Source organism: Deltaproteobacteria bacterium (assembly GCA_009930495.1).
Classification (GTDB): domain Bacteria; phylum Desulfobacterota; class Desulfovibrionia; order Desulfovibrionales; family Desulfomicrobiaceae; genus Desulfomicrobium.
The window spans coordinates 1-18,322 of record RZYB01000012.1 but is presented as its reverse complement, the minus strand read 5'-3'; the positions used below and the strand labels follow the sequence as shown (position 1 = coordinate 18,322).

General features: G+C 60.7%; 18 protein-coding genes. 5 read left to right on the top strand and 13 right to left on the bottom strand.

Annotated elements, in window-relative coordinates:
* The first annotated feature begins 2 nt into the window (after nucleotides 1-2).
* A complete protein-coding gene (locus EOL86_02475; protein NCD24449.1) occupies nucleotides 3-1,373 on the top strand; it encodes an efflux transporter outer membrane subunit in 1,371 nt (456 codons plus the stop codon).
* 78 nt (nucleotides 1,374-1,451) lie between these two features.
* Here EOL86_02475 and EOL86_02470 read toward each other — a convergent pair whose 3' ends face one another.
* The 5 genes from EOL86_02470 to EOL86_02450 all read right to left on the bottom strand — a co-directional run bounded on the left by EOL86_02470 (nucleotide 1,452) and on the right by EOL86_02450 (nucleotide 8,231).
* Nucleotides 1,452-2,897, bottom strand: coding sequence for a UTP--glucose-1-phosphate uridylyltransferase (locus tag EOL86_02470; GenBank protein ID NCD24448.1), 1,446 nt, complete (start codon nucleotides 2,895-2,897; stop codon nucleotides 1,452-1,454).
* A gap of 168 nt (nucleotides 2,898-3,065) precedes the next feature.
* The gene (locus EOL86_02465) at nucleotides 3,066-4,511 is read right to left on the bottom strand and encodes a response regulator (protein NCD24447.1); all 1,446 of its coding nucleotides are present in this window, start codon (nucleotides 4,509-4,511) and stop codon (nucleotides 3,066-3,068) included.
* Complete coding sequence (locus EOL86_02460) at nucleotides 4,493-5,845, bottom strand: HAMP domain-containing histidine kinase (GenBank protein NCD24446.1); 1,353 nt, start codon at nucleotides 5,843-5,845, stop codon at nucleotides 4,493-4,495. The genes EOL86_02465 and EOL86_02460 overlap by 19 nt, the downstream gene beginning before the upstream one ends.
* A gap of 56 nt (nucleotides 5,846-5,901) precedes the next feature.
* A complete protein-coding gene (locus EOL86_02455; protein NCD24445.1) occupies nucleotides 5,902-7,470 on the bottom strand; it encodes a GAF domain-containing protein in 1,569 nt (522 codons plus the stop codon).
* 101 nt (nucleotides 7,471-7,571) lie between these two features.
* A complete protein-coding gene (locus EOL86_02450; GenBank protein ID NCD24444.1) occupies nucleotides 7,572-8,231 on the bottom strand; it encodes a tetratricopeptide repeat protein in 660 nt (219 codons plus the stop codon).
* Between the two features lie 303 nt (nucleotides 8,232-8,534).
* On the opposite strand from EOL86_02450, the gene EOL86_02445 reads away from it, so the two are divergent.
* Genes EOL86_02445 through EOL86_02435 form a run of 3 tightly spaced genes read left to right on the top strand, consistent with a single transcriptional unit; the run spans nucleotide 8,535 to nucleotide 10,775 of the window.
* Nucleotides 8,535-9,794, top strand: a complete 1,260-nt coding sequence (locus tag EOL86_02445) for a glutamate-5-semialdehyde dehydrogenase (GenBank protein NCD24443.1) — start codon at nucleotides 8,535-8,537, stop codon at nucleotides 9,792-9,794.
* Nucleotides 9,787-10,461 (top strand): nicotinate (nicotinamide) nucleotide adenylyltransferase, encoded by a 675-nt coding sequence (gene nadD, locus EOL86_02440; protein NCD24442.1) that lies wholly within the window; start codon nucleotides 9,787-9,789, stop codon nucleotides 10,459-10,461. The genes EOL86_02445 and nadD overlap by 8 nt, the downstream gene beginning before the upstream one ends.
* A gap of 11 nt (nucleotides 10,462-10,472) precedes the next feature.
* On the top strand, nucleotides 10,473-10,775 hold the full coding sequence (locus EOL86_02435; GenBank protein ID NCD24441.1) for a Dabb family protein: 303 nt from the start codon (nucleotides 10,473-10,475) through the stop codon (nucleotides 10,773-10,775).
* 81 nt (nucleotides 10,776-10,856) lie between these two features.
* On the opposite strand, the gene EOL86_02430 is transcribed toward EOL86_02435, so the two are convergent.
* Nucleotides 10,857-11,342, bottom strand: a complete 486-nt coding sequence (locus EOL86_02430) for a hypothetical protein (protein ID NCD24440.1) — start codon at nucleotides 11,340-11,342, stop codon at nucleotides 10,857-10,859.
* A gap of 455 nt (nucleotides 11,343-11,797) precedes the next feature.
* Between EOL86_02430 and EOL86_02425 the strand changes: the two genes are divergently transcribed.
* Nucleotides 11,798-12,640, top strand: coding sequence for a competence/damage-inducible protein A (locus tag EOL86_02425; protein NCD24439.1), 843 nt, complete (start codon nucleotides 11,798-11,800; stop codon nucleotides 12,638-12,640).
* Between the two features lie 33 nt (nucleotides 12,641-12,673).
* Here the strand turns inward: EOL86_02425 and EOL86_02420 are convergent, their stop codons facing one another.
* From EOL86_02420 to EOL86_02390, 7 genes are all read right to left on the bottom strand, one after another.
* The gene (locus EOL86_02420; protein ID NCD24438.1) at nucleotides 12,674-13,297 is read right to left on the bottom strand and encodes a VUT family protein; all 624 of its coding nucleotides are present in this window, start codon (nucleotides 13,295-13,297) and stop codon (nucleotides 12,674-12,676) included.
* Nucleotides 13,298-13,396: 99 nt separating this feature from the next.
* Nucleotides 13,397-13,909, bottom strand: coding sequence for an acyl-CoA thioesterase (locus EOL86_02415; GenBank protein NCD24437.1), 513 nt, complete (start codon nucleotides 13,907-13,909; stop codon nucleotides 13,397-13,399).
* A complete protein-coding gene (locus tag EOL86_02410) occupies nucleotides 13,909-14,925 on the bottom strand; it encodes an ATP-binding cassette domain-containing protein (GenBank protein NCD24436.1) in 1,017 nt (338 codons plus the stop codon). Before EOL86_02410 ends, EOL86_02415 begins: the two co-directional genes overlap by 1 nt.
* Nucleotides 14,922-15,899 (bottom strand): ABC transporter ATP-binding protein, encoded by a 978-nt coding sequence (locus EOL86_02405; GenBank protein NCD24435.1) that lies wholly within the window; start codon nucleotides 15,897-15,899, stop codon nucleotides 14,922-14,924. The genes EOL86_02410 and EOL86_02405 overlap by 4 nt, the downstream gene beginning before the upstream one ends.
* 4 nt (nucleotides 15,900-15,903) lie before the next feature.
* Nucleotides 15,904-16,821: an ABC transporter permease gene (locus EOL86_02400; GenBank protein NCD24434.1), complete on the bottom strand. Its 918-nt coding sequence runs from the start codon at nucleotides 16,819-16,821 to the stop codon at nucleotides 15,904-15,906.
* A complete protein-coding gene (locus tag EOL86_02395) occupies nucleotides 16,822-17,796 on the bottom strand; it encodes an ABC transporter permease (protein ID NCD24433.1) in 975 nt (324 codons plus the stop codon).
* A 192-nt stretch (nucleotides 17,797-17,988) separates the two neighbouring features.
* The coding region (locus tag EOL86_02390; GenBank protein NCD24432.1) for an ABC transporter substrate-binding protein at nucleotides 17,989-18,322 on the bottom strand (334 nt) is incomplete at its 5' end.

Sequence of the window (18,322 nt, the reverse complement as noted above, 5' to 3'; positions counted from 1 at the left end):
CCATGAAGTTCTTCACGGTACTCGTTTGTTTATGCGCCCTGTGCGCGTGTTCGGCCTTGCGCTCGAAGTATTCCACGCCCCCCGTCGCGCTGCCCGCGTCCTGGGTCGGATCGGCGTTGAACGCCACCGTGGATCAGGCCGGCCCTTGGTGGATGGCCTTTGACGATCCGGTGTTGAACGCCCTGATTGACCAGGCCCTGGTCCGGAACAACGATCTGGCCGCGGCCGCCATCCGGGTGCGGACGGCCAGATTGCAGGCCCGGCTGACGGGCACCAACATTACGCCGGACGTCAGTGTCAGTGGGGACACATCCGCCTCGCGTGATGTGGAGAGCGGTGTCATTTCCCGCGAACACGGCGTGTCCGCGAGTTTGAGCTATGAAATCGATCTGTGGGGCAAATTGGCCGCGGCCCGCGATGCGGCCGAATGGGAAGCCCAGGCCACGGACGAGGACCGGCTGAACACCCGGTTGACCCTGATCGGGACCGTGGCCGAAACATACTGGAAAATCGCCTATCTGAGCGAGCGCATTGCCCAGGCCGAGGCCAGCGTCGCCACGGCCCGTCAGACCCTGGAGCTGGTTTCCGTCCGGCATGAGGCCGGAGCCGTGTCCGGGCTGGATATGGTCCAGGCCCGGCAGGACTTGGCGGCCCAGGAAGCCGTTCTGCCGGCGTTGGTCGAGGAACGGACGCAAAGCCGCATGGCCATGTCTGTTTTGTTTGATCAGCCGCCCCAAACGGCCGTGCCGGAACGCGGCACGCTGCCTCGGGGGGCACTCCCGGAAATTGCCGCCGGTGTTCCGGCCGAACTTTTGTCCCGACGCCCGGATCTGCGCGCCGCCGAGCTGCGTTTGCGCGCCAGTCTGGCCGAGGTGGATCAAGCCAGGGCGGAAATGTATCCGCAGCTGACGCTGACCGGGAGCCTTGGCTCCAGCAGCCTGGAGTTGCGCAGCGTGCTGGACAATCCCATCGCCACTCTGGGCGCGGGGTTGGTCCTGCCTTTCGTGCAGTGGAACACGGTGCGACTGAACATCAAGGTCGGGCAGAGCCAGTACGAGGAAGCCGTGGTCAATTTCCGGCAGACATTGCTTGAGGCCCTGCTGGACGTGGAAAAGGCCCTGGCCGCGCGACAGCGGTACGAGGCCGAGCGGTCGTGGCTGGAAGAATCCCTGACCCAGGCCCGGCTGAGCGAGGAGATGTCGGCGGAGCGTTATCGGGCCGGGGCTATCTCATTGCAGGACTGGCTGGAAACCAGGGAAACGCGGCGGGCCGCGGAAGTCGATCTGGCCGAGAACCGTCTCAATCGCCTGATCAGCGTGATGGATATCTATCTGGCTTTGGGTGGGGACGCGGCGGGCGTGGCACGGCGGTGATCGCCATGGCGGCGGATATGTCGAAACAAGCAGGGCGCGCTCCCATGGGGAGCGCGCCCTGCTTTGCGTTTGGTGCGCCTAGAACGTGATTTCGCCGGCAAGCACGCTGCCGGTCGGGATAACGGCTTGTTCCGGGCCGTCATTGACGATGCGGACGTCGCCCGTGCACCGGATGTTGTCCTCGAAGCGCACGTCGCCCTCGATGGTCAGGCTGGAGCATTCCAGCAACGACGGTGGCGTTTTCGGGAAGCGTCCCAAGAACATGTCTATTTTTTTGTAGAATTTTTGATCGAGCACGATTCGTGGCATGGGCGTTGTCCGGATCGGATTGGGCGTGATGGTGTCGCGTTCGGTGCGGACGAAGCAATCCGACATGACCTGCAGCAGGTCGGCCGTGGTTTTGACCGGCGCGAAGCGCTTGCGGGGCACGATAACGGCCTGGGCGTTCAGGAAATTGGTGATGGCCGAGCCCATGGCCGTTTCCAACTGGAACACCTTGGGCGAATTGGGGTCGCGTGGGTCCAGGGTCTTGGGGTTGATGATCAGATCCAGCGGCATCATGCGGTGGGACACGAAGACCGATTGCAGTATCCGCAGGTCCACCCAGATGGAATTGGTGTTGAAGAACTTGAATTTATTGATGTCGCAGAAGGAATCCATCTCCTTGTCCGGGCACTGGGCCACCTCGCGCAGGGCAAGTTGCTTGTTCTTGCGCAACCGACACAGGTGGCCGCCTTTTTTGTCCTGTTCCGTGCGCCTGGCCACCTCCATCAGGAAGGGCAGCTTGTTGTGGACCATGTAGCCCAGCAGGCGGCGATTCATGATGGCTCCGAGGTTGTCGGAATTGGAGATGAAGGCGTATTCGTAGCCCCTGTCGAGCAGGGCGTCGAGGATGCCCGAGGTGATCATGGCCGTGTAGATGTCGCCATGTCCCGGAGGATTCCATTCCAATTCGGGATTCTGGGGCCAGGACGCCGGCGAGTGATCCTTGGCCAGGATCTTGGGGTAGCGATGTTGAAGAAAGGCCAAGTCAATGCCCGTGTCGCCGTTGTTGAACGAGCCGACCTTGAGCATGGTGTCCATGTGGGTCTTGAAGCTGTTCATGAAGATCTGCGGAAAATCCACGCCGTAATGGGTGCGGATGTTCGTGGCCTGAAGCAGGATCAAATCCAGAAAGCTTAGCCCGTCCTTGACCGGGATGAGGGATTTGGCCGACTCCAGCCCCATGCTCGTGCCCAGGCCGCCGTTTAATTTGATGACCGCCGTCTTGTGCAGGGTCCGCTCGCCCAGGGGCTTGAATTTATCCATGGCGTCATAATCGGCCAGTTCCTGCTCGTCCACGGGCATGACATCCCGATCGGAGAACTTGCCTTGGGCACCATACAGGAATTGATTGAAATAGCATTTGAAGGTGTTGATGACGATGGCCGGCAATCCCTGTTGTTCCATTTTCAGGGCAAAGGGGCGGAACAGGGCGGCCAGTTCGGGGTCGTCGACATTGACGCAGCTGATATCTTTACTCATGTGGCATCCTTGAAAGGTGAAACACCAGTGACGAGGCTCACGGTGATGGTTGGGGTCCCGGAAATGATATATCGCCGGATTTGTCCGAAATTTCAGGCAATATAGCTTATGTTACGGATTTCGTCCATCGTTGTGACGGCCGCCGGCGATGGAATTCAAGAGGTTGGATCAGATTGATCCGAAGGACTGGGGCAGTTTGTGCTGGTATTTGAGAAAGGTGATGGTGACGCGGGCCTGATCGGCGGACTGCTCCACGTGCAGATGCCCATGCAACCGTTCCACCAGTCGGTAGCAGGTGGCTAGGTTGGGCGTGTCGCCGCCTTCGAAGGGCATGAGCAAACGATCCTGGGTGGGCAGGGTGGTCCGCACCGGAGAAAGGAGCAGGGTGACATGCACCAGGTCCGTGGATTCGGCCGCCGAGATGTCCAGGTGGCCATTGGTGGTCAGTACCCCGGTGGACTGTGAAATCAGGTGCATGAAAATGCGGTGGAGGAATTCCTGATCGGCGTGGATTTTGGGCGTATCCTCCGGAATCCGGACTTCGCAGACAATGCCCTGGCGTTCCAGCCGGGGGGAAAGCAGGCGCAGGATGAAAGCCAGGGTCGCCGGAATGGAACATCCGGTCAGGTTGACTTCGATGGGTTCCAAATAGGCGTTGATGCGGAGCATGAGGCGTTCCAGGCGATTGCATTCCTCCAGGATGACCCCGGTTTCCATGGCGTCCGGAAAGCGGCCGCGTAGCTTGCGCGCGAAGCCACCCAGGGAAACCAGGGGATTGCGGATTTCATGGGCCACCTCCTCGGTCATGGTCCGCAACATGTTCAGTTTTTCGTTTTGGAGCAAAATTTTGTCCATGTAGGAATGACGGGTCACGTCCAGGATCATTCCCTCGACCCGTTCGGCCGTGCCCTTGTGGCCCGGATTGCGGGCAATGGACTGCGCGTGCAGGAAAACCTGGTAGCCTTTCGCGTGCATGAATCTGAATTCCAAACGGAAGGACTCCGCTTCGGGTTCGAAGGCGCGTTTGAGGGTATTCAGGAACGGGGCGCGGTCCTCGGGGACAATGTATTTGAGGAATGATTTGGGCGAGGCCATGATTTCGCCGGGCGGGTAGCCCAGAATGCTCTCGGTGGTCTGATTCAGGAATTCGAATTCCAGGGATCGGTTGATGATGAAGATGATCACCGGCAGATTCTGAATCAGTTCCTGAAGATGCTCCTGGGTTTCCTGGACCCGCGCCCGAAGCTGGGATTGGGCCAGGCAATTCCGCAGGCTGTTGGTGAACACCTCCATGCTCGCAATGGGCTTGGTCACGTAATCCCAGGCTCCGGCCTTGAAGGCGTCGATGGCGTCGGTGATGTGGGTGCGACCGGAAACGATGATGACGGGCGTGCCTGGGCGTTCATTTTTCATGACCCGGAGCAGGTCCATGCCGTTGGCGTCGCCAATGCCCAGATCAAGCAGCACCAGGTCGGGCTGGTCCCGGCGGAAGAACACCATGCCCGCGTCGGAAGAATCGGCCTGAAGGCTGCGAAAACCCGCGTCTTCCAGCCATGAAGCCAGGCTGGCGCGTATCGCCGCGTCGTCTTCGATGATCAGGATGCTTTGGGACATGCCGGAATCTCCGCGGGATCGCCCGGTGCGCCGGAGTGCGGCAACACGATGGAAAAAATGTTCATGTGCTGGTTGTGTTCGTATTTGACCCGACCACCGTGGAGTCCCACGATCTGCCGCACGAAGAACAGACCATGGCCCGTGCCTTCGGCTGGTCCCGAGGCCGCCGAGCGGAAGTCGGCCTCGAACAGGCGGGCCGCGTCCTCGGCGGGCAGGGGATTGCCCGTGGTCGCGATATAAATGCGGATGCCGTCCTTGTCCGGGCCGAATGCGCTGGGTTCGACGTCCCAGCCATAAATCAGGCGTTTGCGACTGGTCCCGGACGGGGTCTGCACGGGTTGGGTATACTTGACCGCGTTGGATAGCAGATTGGCCACGACCTGGCTCAAGAGGCCCAAATCGGCGTGGAGGATGATTTCCTGATCAATATGCACATCCGGGGCGATTTCGATGCGCACGCCTTGTTCCTGGAGCAGGGAGCGGAAGCGTTCCATCTGCGGTTCCAGGATCTGGCTTTTGAATTTGCACATGCGCAGCACCAGGTCATAGCGTCCTTTTTCGAAATGGCCGCGGCGGAGCAGGCTTTCGAGAAACAGGCTGGACTGTTGAAAGCGCTTGGTGATGACCGTCAGCTGATTCCGCAGATCCCGGACCTGATCGGGCAGCATGCGCCGGATGGCCGAGTCCTGGGCGCCTCCCCGAGGTGGGGCCAGACTGTCGATGCTGCGGCTCAATTCGGCCAGGGCTTTGTCCATGCGCAGAAACAGAAGTTTGAAATGCATGTTGGGCACGATGATGTTGTGCCCGATATCGCGGACCAGATTATTGATGAAGGTCAGCCGCTGCCGACCACTGACCACGCTTTGTTTCAGGCTCATGACCCGGGCGACGCGTTCGGTGTATTCGGCGAAGAAGGTTTGTTCCGCCGGGGAAAGGGGCTTGTGCACGCAAAACACGCCCAGCAAGGGGTCTGGCACCGTCTGGTCGCAGATGGGAAAGGCGTGGAAGTCGCCATGCTGGATCATCCGCGCCTCGGCCGGACAGATAGGCTCGGGAAAATGAATGATCTTGGGTCCCTGTGAATTCGTGGTTCGCCGCAACTGCAAGACGCCGTGGCGGTTTTGCAGGTAAAGGGAGGCCGGGGTTTTCAGGCAGACTTCGGGCACCAGCACACAGAGGGATTTGAATTCCCGCAGAGCCTCGTATTCCAGGCTCAGATCGAGAAAAACAAGCAAGGCCTTTTCGGGCGAGGTCGGGCCGTCGGCGTGATCGGCGCCAATTTTTTCGAGGATTCTGGCCCGGAGATGTTTGCGCGCGGGAACAAGGAGTTGCATGGCCCGTCCTGGAAAGAGGTTTGTCTCTGTCTAACACGGGCCATGGCGTCCTGCAATCAAGGTTTGCGCGGTTTGTTGCGTCCGTCGTATTTTTTGGGGTCGATGTTGTATTTTTTGATCTTGTAATTGATGATCCGGTAGCTGGCGCGCAGATCCCTGGCTACTTGGAGCATGTTGCCACCGCAGCGTTGCAGCGCCTCGACCAGGATTTCCTGTTCGAATTTGCCCACGGCCTCGCCAAAAGATAGCTGCGTGTCCGTGGCCGAGCTTTCGGCCGTTTGCAGGGTCGGCGGCAGGTGATAGGTCCTGATGGCTTCCTCGTTGCAGATCAGGGTCGCCCGCTCCATGCAGTTACGCAGTTCGCGGACGTTGCCGGGCCATTGGTACTGGGTCAGCAGGTCTATGGCCGGCATGGAAATACGCTTGATGTTCTTGGCGTATTCCTTGGCAAAGGATTCCAGGAAGTATTCGGCCAGGGGCAGGATATCCTCCCGGCGTTCGCGCAGGGGCGGGATGAAGATGGGAAAGACGTTGATCCGGTAGTAGAGATCCTCGCGGAATTTTCCGGACTTGATCAGATTTTCCAAGGGCTGGTGCGTGGCGCAGATAATGCGCACATCGACCTTGATGGTTTTTTCGCTGCCCAGACGTTGAATTTCCCCTTCCTGCAGGGCGCGCAGCAACTTGGCCTGGGCTTCGGCGCTGAGCTCGCCGATTTCATCCAGAAACAGGGTGCCGGTGTGGGCCAGTTCAAACCGGCCTTTTTTGGTGCCCACCGCGCCGGTGAAGGCTCCGCGCTCATGCCCGAAGAGCTCGCTTTCCAGGAGCTCCGAGGGCAGGGCCGCGCAGTTCAAGCGCACCAAGGGCTTGGACCGCCGAGAGCTGGCGTTGTGGATGCTCTCGGCCAACAGCTCCTTGCCCGTGCCGGACTCACCGCGCAGCAGGACCGAGGCCCTGCTGGACGCGACTTGCAGAATCTGCCCCATGACAAAGGCCATGGCCTTGGACGTGGCCACGATCTTGGCCTGGTCCAGGGCTTTTTCGCGCTCCAGGTTCTCGCCCAGAAAGCCCATGGATGCCCACAGTTCCTTCTGGGCCATGTTTTCCTGCAGATAAGCGGTTTGGCGGGCGATGACCGAGGCCAGCACCTCCAGAAAGGCGCAGTGCATGGCCAAGACCTCGGCGGGCTGGCAGGGAATGTCCGCGCTCAGGACGCCCAGGGCCTCCAGATTGCCGTCGGCGTCGATGCGGCTGATGGGCACGCAGATGAAGGCCAACTCGGTCAGTTCCTTTTGGGTGCGCCCCATGGCCTTGTTCAGAAAGCGCTCGTCGCGCTCCATTTTCTCAATGATTATGGATTTGCCCGTGTCCAAGACCTGACCCGTGACCCCCTGGCCCGGAGTATAGGTGGCCTTGACCGGTCCCTTGTGTCCGTGGGTGAGATCGAAGCGGATGGTGTTTGTTTTGGGATCGAAAATGGCCAGGGCCATGCGTTTGTAGCGCATGGCATCGGCCGTGGTCTGGAGCAGACTGTCCAGACTCGATTGAAGAGGGCTCAACGGATCGAGGTTTTGCACTGTCTGGTGCAGCGTGTGCAGGAAATGCAGAAATTCGTCGCTCGTCATGATGTCCTGTGGTGTTGCGTGGCGTGGCCGGGCAAGGAATGCTTCGCCCGGCCGGGACGGCGTTCTGACGGGCCCTTGCGTCGCCCCAAGGGCGCGCAGGGTCAGCTTTGGGGTTTTGCCTTGAGGGCGGCGATTTTGTAGTCGAGATAGGCGGTATTGCTGTCACCCTTGGCCTTGAGGGCTTCGTACTCGGCGATGGCCACGTCGATGCGCCCAGCCTTTTCGGCGGCAAAGGCCAGGGTGCCGGAAATCATGGCCTGATATTCGTCGTTGGCGTTTTGTTTCAGATTGGCGAGCAGGTCGGCGGCCTTGGCGTGCTCGCCCTGCATCATGAAGCTTTTGGCCTCTCCCAGGCCGGCGACAATGCGCATGTCGGACACGTCGCTGCCGCCCACGGCCCTCCAGGCATTGGCTGCCTTGTCGAAGTCCTTGGTGTCCATGTAAACCTTGGCAAGTTCCAACCGGGCCGCGACACGCAGATCGGCCGGGGCGGTGGCGGCGAACTCTTCCAGCCGCTGGGTCCGGTCGGCTGATTCGGTCTGGATGAGGATGCCGCCCAGCTGGCTGACGGCCTTGGCTCTTTGGGCTTCCTGATAGCTGGTCACCCCGGAATACACGGCTGCGGCGGCGATGATCCCGCCCACGGCCCAGGCAAGGGGTTTGATGTTGTCCAGGATTTTTTTCAAAAACGGATGGATGTCCGAATCCATTTCCTGTTCGATGGTCTTTAAAATATCTATCTGTCCAGTTTTGTCTTCCATGCGGCGCTCCTTGAAAGCAAATTGCCATTATTGTTAAAGCTTTGCTTCTGTAGGCGCAAACCAACAAAAGGTCAAAGAGATTGGAGCGTGAAAAGCATGTTGAAATCACGGGGAATTTATTTTCGAACCCATCCCTTCCGGCCGCGTTTTCTTGCGCGTGGGCGGGGGTTGGTATTCCTGCCGCCTCGCGTGATGAGAGTGCTGCCCGACGGCGTTTTCTTGCGCGTGGGCGGGGGTTGGTATAGTCCGTTTTGATCAAATTTTCGACAATCGATTGAACCGCAACCAAGGACGGAGTGAGGGATGAATCTGGAATCACAAATGCTTGCCCTGGCCCGGGCCGCCAAGACCGCTTCCCGCGAGCTGGCCACGGCCCCCGGCCGTCGGCGCGACGAGGCTTTGACCATTTTGGCCGGGCTGCTTGAATCGTCCACGGCCGAGATTTTCGCGGCCAACGCCAAGGATCTGGACGCGGCCCAGGCGGCCGGCCTGGACGCGGCCCGCGTGGACCGACTGCGCATCACGGACAAGACCGTGGCCTCCATGGCCGGGGCCTGCCGCCACGTGGCCACCCTGCCCGATCCGGTGGGCGAGGTGGAGAACATGGTCCGTCGGCCCAACGGGCTTTTGGTCGGACGCATGCGCATTCCCCTCGGCGTTATCGCCATCATCTACGAGTCCCGTCCCAACGTGACCATCGACGCGGCCATTTTGTGCCTCAAGGCCGGCAACAGCGTCATCCTGCGCGGCGGGTCCGAGGCCTATCATTCCAATCTAGCCCTGGGCGGCCTGCTCCAGCGGGCGCTGGACCAGGTCGGGCTGCCCGCTGGGTGCGTGCAGATGGTCCCGACCACGGACCGCGCCGCCGTCAGCCATCTGCTGGCCCTGGACGAGCATATCGACGTGGTCATCCCGCGCGGCGGCGAGGGACTGATCCGGGCCGTGGTCAAGGCCGCGACCATGCCCGTGCTCAAGCATTACAAGGGCGTCTGCCACATCTACGTGCATCAGGACGCCGATCAGGATCGGGCTCTGGCCATCATCGAAAACGCCAAGGTGCAGCGTCCCGGAGTCTGCAACGCCCTGGAATGCCTGCTCGTGCACCAGGACATCGCGGCTTCCTTCCTGCCCCGCCTGGCCGCGCATCTGGCCCCGTTTGGCGTGGCGTATCGGGCCTGTCCCAACGCCCTGCCCCTGCTTGGGTCCACGGCCACGGCGGCCACGTCCGAGGACTATGGCTTCGAGTTTTTGAGCCTGACCATGGCCGTCAAGGTTGTCGCTTCCCAGGCCGAGGCCGAGGCGCATATCGCGGCGCATGGTTCGGGCCATTCCGAGGCCATCCTGACCGCCGCCCATGACCGGGCCATGCGCTTTCTGAACACGGTGGACGCATCCTGCGTGCTGATCAACGCCTCGACCCGTTTCAACGATGGCGGGGAATTGGGGCTGGGCGCGGAAATCGGCATCAGCACGTCCAAGATTCACGCCTACGGACCCATGGGCGTGCAGGAACTGACCAGTCAGAAATTCATCGTCTTTGGTCAGGGGCAGGTGCGTGAATAGGGACGAGGTTCTGGCCGGAGCCGTCGGAATTTTTGGCGGCTCGTTCAATCCGCTGCACAATGGCCATCTGCGCATGGCCATCGAAACGCGCGAAGCCTTGAATTTGCGCCGGGTGGACTTGGTTCCGGCCCATGTTCCGCCGCACAAGCCGGAGCTGGGGCTGTTGCCCTTTGCCCTGCGTCTTGACGTGATCCGGGAGGCCGTGGCCGGAGTGGACGGCCTGGGCGTCAGCGCCATCGAGGCCGAGGTGGATGGTCCGTCCTATTCCTTTGAAACCATGGCCCGGCTGCGCGCGGCGACTCCGGACACCCGGTTCGCGTTCATCATGGGCAGCACGGATTTTTTGACCCTGCGTGACTGGCATCGGGGTCTGGAATTGCCCCTGGTCACGGACATCGTCGTGGCGGACCGGAGCGGCCTTGACTTGGCGGCCGTGGACCGGTTCATGAGCGCGCACTGGACGTGGAGCGCGGAAGGAACGGCGGTGCGCCGCATCGAGGGTGGACAGCGGGTGGTGTTCGTGACCATCCCCCGCCTGGATATCAGCGCCAGTCTGGTCCGGGAGAAATTTTTGCACGGGCGGGATGTGACGGCCTTGGTGCCCGATGCCGTGCGGCGGCGGATGCGGATCGAACCGGATTATTTTCATCATTTTTGGACAAGTTAACGGAGGAAGACATGGTTGGCCATATTGTCATGTGGAAATTGAAGGACAACGCCGAGGGCAAAACCGCCGCCGAGAACGCGGCCATCATGAAGTCCATGCTTGAAGCCCTGCCCGGGTTGATTCCGGAGTTGAAAGGCTTGACCGTGAGCACGGACGTGTTCGCGTCCATTCCCGAAACGGACGTGGTGCTGTACACGGTCTTCGAGACCGCCGAGGACCTGCAAACCTACCAGGTTCACCCGGAACACCAGAAATGCGTGGGCTTCATTTCCGCCGTGGTCGCGGAACGGCGGATGGTGGACTATACGTTTTAGGCTACGTGGCCCCAAGATCACGAAACCCCCTGACGGCGCACACCGTCAGGGGGTTCTTCATGTCGTCCGCCGGTCGCGTTTTCAACTTGGGGAAAGCAGCGCGACCGTGACTTGTTTTTTGCCAAAGCGCTTGGCCTCGTTGGTGTCCGGGATAAAGATATCCATCCGCTGGGAGTGCTTCTTGCTCATCAAATCCGCGATTTCAAAGATTCCGTGTCCCTTGACATAGACTTTTTTGCCAAAAACCCATCCCTGGGCGAAAAGATCCCGGCTGACCGCGACAATGCCCGGACGAACCTTGGCCAGGCTGGCCGTGACGGTCGGGTTGGGGCCGCATTCCGCGACGGTCGGGCTGTAGGCCGTGATCGTCAGTTCACGGACCTTGGTGTCCCTCAGTTCCGCGATTTGGCGGAGCAGGTCCTGTTTTTCCTCGCTCAGGGCTTCGATCCGGGGAACGTAATAATTACCCGCCTCCATCCGGGTCACGGCGTTGACCGTGAATCCGACCAGGGTGGAGATAATGACGAAAAAGAGCGAGGTCACGACAAATGCACCATGACCATTCATGTGTTTACCTCGTGTTGGTGGTGAAGAAAACCGGCTGGGCGGGGAAGGGGCGTGTCGGGAGCTGGAACGGGAAAAAGGCCGGCCGAATTTTTCGATACTTGCATACAATTATCGTCTCTAGCCGATGCCGGCATTGAATGCAACCTTTCGACGGTGATGCCGTCGGGCTCGGATTTGCCTCGAATGATTGTCTATAACGCATTGCATTTTCGATATTCTTGTCGTTTTGGCATGATGTAGTGAGGCATTATGGAGTTGATGCTCCAGTGTCGGTGGCCTGGCCTGGATCAGACCCGCCGGCCAAACACGGATCAACCGTTTGGACGTGCCCCGGGATGCGGTCATGATCGGGGTTGCACAGTCCCTTGGCGTGCCGACCTGGTTCGGGTTTGCTCCCGGCGTGGGATTGTCCAGCTTGGTCTTTATGGGCTAGGTTTCGCCCAGGAGGATCCATCATGACAGCGACCGTGGAAATTCTGATTATTGGCAACGAGATTTTGGTTGGCGACATCAAGGACACCAACACCAACTGGCTGTGTCGGCTGGTGCATGGACGTGGTGGATTCGTGGCCAGGGCCACTGTCCTGCGCGATATTCCCGATGACATCGCCAATGCCGTGCGCGCGGCCCTGGATCGTGGCGTGGATGTTGTCTTTACTTCCGGGGGATTGGGCCCCACGGCGGATGATTTGACGCTGGCCGCGGTGGCCCGGGGCGCGGGCTTGCCCCTGCGCCTTGATCCCCTGGCCTTGAAGATGGTCAAGGATCAGTATGATTGGTTTTTCGAGCAGGGCGTCATGGCCGAGGGCGGCCTCAATCCAGCCAGGGAAAAAATGGCCTGGCTACCCGATGCCGGGGTGCCGCTTTTCAATCCGGGCGGCACGGCTCCCGGCGTTTTGACCCGTGTCGGCAAGACGGCCATTATCAGCCTGCCCGGCGTGCCTTCGGAGCTCAAGGGGATCATCACCCATTCCTTGCAAGATTTCCTGGATGAAACCTTTGGCCAGGGAGGGTCGAACAGTTGGGCCATCACGGTGCGCTGTAACGATGAATCCATTCTGGAACCGGTCCTGAGTCGTGTTGTTCCGGACCATCCGCGTGTCTACATCAAATCCTTGGCCACGACGGTTGGCGAAAATCCGGAACTGGACATCATCCTGACCGTGACCGGCGGCGAAGAGCGCGAACGCGTGCGTCTGTTGCGGGCCGCGTGCACGGATTTGCGGGCCGGGCTTGACACGCTGTCCATTTCGTATCGCGATCGGCCCGAGCCCCAGGGTGACGACGTGGATCGGTAAAACGAAAAAGCCGGGCATGACCCGGCTTTTTCGTTAGCAGTTCGATGGCGAGGATTGCGGCCCGTCCTTTTCCTTGACCAGATAGATTCCTGGCAGGGAGATGAGCGTGGCCGCGAATTTGATCAGCGTGTTGCTCAGGAAAATCGACCAGACCACGGCCGAGTCGAACAGGCCGCCAAAGGCGATCCAGCAGAAGATGAGGCTGTCGAGGGGAATGCTGACCGCGTTGCTGACCAGCACGCGGGACCATTGATGTCGGGTCGTGACCCGTTCCTTCCACATGCTGTAGACCTCGGTGTCGGTCATCTCGGCCACGACCTCGGCCACGATGGAGGCGAAGACCAGCCGCCACAAGGGCGCCAAGACTTGTCCGAATTCCGGCTGCGCGCCCACGCCCATGTCCGCCGGCAAGGCGGCCACCAGCCAGAAATACAGGGCCATGAGCAGATTGAAGCCAGCGGCGGTAAGAATCATCAGCCGCGCCCCCTGTTTGCCCATGGTCTTATGGACCATGTCGCGCAAAGTGAAGGTCAGGGGATAGATGAAGGTCCCGGCGTCAATGGACATGCCGCCAAGCATGACAATGCGCAGGGAGCCGATGTCGGAAAAAATTTGCAGGGCGATATAGGACGCCACGAGAATGATGAGTGCGTGCATGGGAAGTCTCCTTGATCAAAAAAGTGCCTGTCCCCTAGACGGAAGGAAGCTGGTTGTAAACCCGAAGGAACACGAGCCTGGAGGTCCGGGATCAGGCTGTCATGCCCCGATTTCCGATGCCTGGGCCAGCCGTTCCCGCTGCCGTTCTTCCTGGCGCAGTTGGCGGCGCATCTGGGCTTCGCGGTTGCGGCGTTCGTGGGTCGGCGTTTCCAGAACCAATTCCGGCACGGGGGTGGGCTTTTTGTCCGGGCCCATGGCGACAAAGGTCAGGTAGGCCGAGGCCGCATGGCGCACCTCGCCGGTGAACAGGTTTTCCACCTCCACCCGTACCCCGATTTCCATGGAATTACGGCCGACCATGTTCACGCTGGCGTGCAGGAGCATGAGCTCTCCGACGTGCACCGGAGCCTTGAACTCCATGCGGTCGATGCTGGCCGTGACCACGCTCATGCCCCGGGCGTGGCGCATGGCGCAGACCGCCCCGGCCAGATCGATCTGCTTCAGGATGACCCCTCCGTGGACATTGCCGGCCGGATTGGCGTCCTCGGGCAGGGGACGGTGGGTCATGATGGTCGCGCTGGCGCCGACCGTGCGTGCCGTGGGCCTGTCCATCAGAGTCGGCCTTCTTCCAGACCGTGGCAGGCGACCAGGGAGCTGTTGGCCTGGGGGCGCAGCAGTGGAATTTCCCGACGGCAGCGGTCGTTCGCGTACGGACAGCGGGTGTGGAAGACACAGCCCGTGGGCAGGTTGATGGGCGTGGGGACCTCGCCCTTGAGGCGCATGTGCCCGAAGCCCTTGGACCCGAGCTTGGGAATGGCCGAGAGCAGGGCGCGGGAATAGGGATGCAGGGGCTGGCCGTAGAGGTTGTCCCGACTGGCCAGTTCGCACAGGGTCCCCAGGTACATGACGGCCACGCGCGTGCTGATGTGCTCGACCACGGACAGGTCGTGGGTGATGAACATGTAGGTCAGGCCGAAGCGCTCCTGGCAGTCCATGATCAGGTTCAGGATCTGGGCCTGGATGGACACGTCCAGGGCCGAGATGGGCTCGTCGGCGACGATGAATTCCGGATCGACGGTCAGAGCCCGGGCGATGCTGATGCGCTGGCGCTGGCCGCCCGAAAATTCGTGCGGAAAGCGTCCGGCCCAGGCCGGGTCCACGCCGACCTGATTCATGACCTCCGCCACCTTGTCCCGGACTTCGGCCGGTGAGAGGTCCGGAAAATGGAAATGGGTCGGCTCTTCCAGAATCTGGCGCACGGTCATGCGCGGATTGAGCGAGGCGTAGGGGTCTTGAAAGACCATCTGCATCTTGCGCCGGAAGGGGAGCATGGCGGCTTGGGACAGATTGTCGATACGCGTGTCCCGAAAGAAAATCTCGCCGCTGGTGGGCGGGTAGAGGCCAAGCACGGTCCGGCCCAGGGTGGACTTGCCGCAGCCCGATTCGCCGACCACGGACAGGATTTCGCCCTGCTTGATGTCCAGGCTGACGCCGTTGATGGCCTTGACCGTGGTCGTGGTCAGATGCGGCCGGCCACCGGAGAAACTGATCCGGTCCAGAAAGCCGCCGGAAATGTCGAAATGCTTCACCACATTGGCGAGGCGGACGAGGGTGGTGTTGGTTGTCATGCGTTGGTGACTCCGGCGTGGAGATGACAGGCGACCAGGCCCGTGGCCGCGTCCCCGAACAGTGGCGGCGTGACCTTCCGACAGATGTCCATGGCGTATTCGCAGCGCGGGTGAAAGGCGCATCCGGCCGGGATGCTGGTCAGGTTGGGCATCATGCCCGGAATCTGATGCAGGCGTTTCTGGCCGGTGGCGCCCTGGGGGAGGGCCTTGATCAGACCCCGCGTGTACGGGTGACGCGGGGCGGACACGATGGCCTCGGTCGGTCCCTGCTCGACGATGCGTCCGGCGTACATGACGCAGATTTTTTCGGTCACCTGCGAGACCACGCCCAGATCGTGGGTGATGAGGATAAGGCCCATGTTTTCGTTTTTGCACAGCTCCAGAAGCAGGGCCATGACCTCGGCCTGGATGGTCACGTCCAGGGCCGTGGTCGGCTCGTCGGCGATGATCAGGCTGGGGTTGGTCAGAAGCGAGATGGCGATGACCACGCGCTGTCGCATGCCGCCGGAGAGTTCGTGCGGATACTGGCCCAGGCGTTTGCCCGGCGAGGAAATGTAGACCTTGGACAGCTTTTCCAGGGCGATTTCCCGGGCATGGGCCGGGCTGACCCTGTTGTGGGCCAGGATGGTCTCGACCATCTGCGTGCCGATGGTCAGGACGGGATTGAGGGTCATCATCGGGTCCTGAAAGATCATGCTGATGCGGTTGCCGCGGATGTCGCGCATCTGCTCCAGGGGGTAGCTGCTTATTTCCTCGCCCTCGAACAGGACCCGGCCCGAGGCGATGAAGCCCGGTTTGCTGATGAGGTTGATGATGGAAAAGCCGGCCACGGACTTGCCTGCCCCGGATTCGCCCACCAATCCCATGCGCTCGCCTGGAGCCAGGGTGAAATTGATGCCGTTTAATGCCGTCAGGTCACCCCCGCGCAGCCGGAATTTGACCACCAGGTCCTGAACATCGAGTAGTGTGGTCATCGGCCTAGCCCTTGTAGAGTTTGGGGTTGAGGACATCCTGCACCCAGTCGCCGAGCAGGTTGATGACCAGGATCAGCAGCACCAGCAGGAAGCCGGGAAACATGGTGATCCACCACGCGCCGCTGAAGATGTAGTCAAAACCCGCGTTGATGAGCGAGCCCAGGGACGGCTTGGTGATAGGCATGCCCAGGCCCAGGAAGGACAGGGCCGCCTCGCTCATGATGGCGTGGGCCACCTGGACCGTGGACAGGACCAGAATGGGGGACATGGTGTTCGGGAGAATGTGCCGCCACATGATCCGGCTTGAGGGCAGACCCATGACGCGGGCCGCCTCCACGTATTCCTTTTTCTTTTCGGCCAGGACCGAGGCCCGCACCGTGCGCGCGTACTGCGGCCATTCCGCGATGCCGATGACCAGCACCAAAAAGGGCACGGCCAGTTGCTCGAAGGCGGCCACGCCGAACACGGCCTGGAAAATGGCCGACAGAAAAATGGCCACCATCAGGGTCGAGAAGCTGAGTTGCACATCGGCCAGACGCATGAGGAAATTGTCGATGCGTCCGCCCTTGTAGCCGGCGATAAGGCCGAGCACGATGCCGATGGCCGCCTGCATGAAAACGGCTCCGACGCCGATGACCAGGGAGATGCGCATGCCGTACAGCATGGTGCTGAGCATGTCCCGACCCTGGGCGTCGGTGCCGAGTAGAAATTTTTGGTCCGCGTTTTCCATCCAGGACGGCGGGAGTTCCGAATCCATGATGTCGATGGTCGTGGTGTCATAAGGATCGTGCGGGGCCACGATGGGCGCGCCGAAGGCGGCCAGGGTCAGGATGGCCAGGGTGACGAAGCTGGCCATGGCCACGGGGTCGCGCAGAAAGCTGTACAGGGCGTAGGAGCCCCGGAATTTGTGCCAGAGTCGCATTTATTTCCTTCCTGTGATGCGGACCATGGGGTTGACCAGTCCGTAGATGATATCGACCACGGTGTTGACCACCACGAAAACGATGCCGACGAAAATGAGATACGCCACCAGAAGCGAGGTGTCGGCTCGTTCCACGGCCTCCAGAAACAAAAAGCCAAGGCCGCCCCACTGAAAGACCGTCTCGGTCAGGATGGTGAAGGCGATCATGGTTCCGATCTGCACGCCGCCCACGGTGATGACCGGCAGCAGCGTGTTCTTGAAGGCGTGCACGAACCAGATGCGCACACGCGGCAGGCCCTTGGCCCAGGCGAACTTGACGTATTCGCTCTGAAGCACCTCCATCATTTCGGAGCGGATCAGGCGCACGAAGAGCGGCAGCATGAGCGCGGTCAGGGCCGTGGCCGGGAGAATGAGGTGTTTGAGTCCGTCCATGGTCAGCAGACCCGATTCCCAGCCCCAGACATTGACCGTTTCGCCGCGTCCATAGGACGGCAGCCAGTTCAGTTGAATGGAAAAGACGTAAATCATGAGGATGGCGATGAGAAAAATGGGCACGGATACGCCGATGGTGCTCATGGCCATGATCAGCCGGGACAGGATGCGTTTGGGGTAGATGGCGCTGTAAATGCCCATGGGGATGGACAGGACCACGATGAAAATCGAGCAGACGATGACCAGTTCCAACGTGGCCGGAGCCTTGTTCAGAATAACCTCCATGGCCGGCTTCTTGTAGAAAAAGGACTGGCCGATGTCGCCGTGCATGGCCCCTTTCAGGAAGCGGATGTACTGGGTCGGGAATGGGTCGTTCAGGCCCAGTTTTTCGCGGATGGCATCACGCTCGGCGGCGGAGACGGAAATGCCGGTCAACTCGCGCACCGGGTCGCCGACATTCTGCTTCAGGGCAAAGCCGATGCAGCTGATGATGAGCATGACCACGATGGCCTGGAGGACGCGGCGGACAATGAATGCGAACATGGCGGATCCGTTGCTGCCCGAACGGCCGAAAGAGCTGGCCGGTCGAACCGTGATGAGTATTCAAAAAAGGGCAGGCCACTCAAAAAAGCCTGCCCCGCGTACACACTGTTTGCCCTTGGATCAAGTTCCAAGGCCTAAACGATACCGATCGACCCGCGCGCATGGCATCGGGCCGATCTGTCATGACAGGGTCTATTTTACGATCAGGTCGCCCAGGTAGGGAAAGTCCATGATGTTGACCACCGGGGCGATGTCCACGCCCTTCTTGGCGGCCCAGGACAGATTCTGCCAGTGCAGGGGCACGTAGGCGGCGTCCTCGTAGGCGATCTTTTCCACTTCCTGGAGCAGGGCCTTGCGCTTGGCACGGTCGTTTTCGACATTGGCCTTGTTGACCAGCTCGTCCAGCTTGGGATTGCAGTAATTGCCACTGTTGTACTGGCCCTTGCCGGTTTCCTTGTTGGGGCACATCAGCAGGTATTCGGAGTAGTTGGCGGAATCCTCGGTGTCGGAATGCCAGCCGACCATC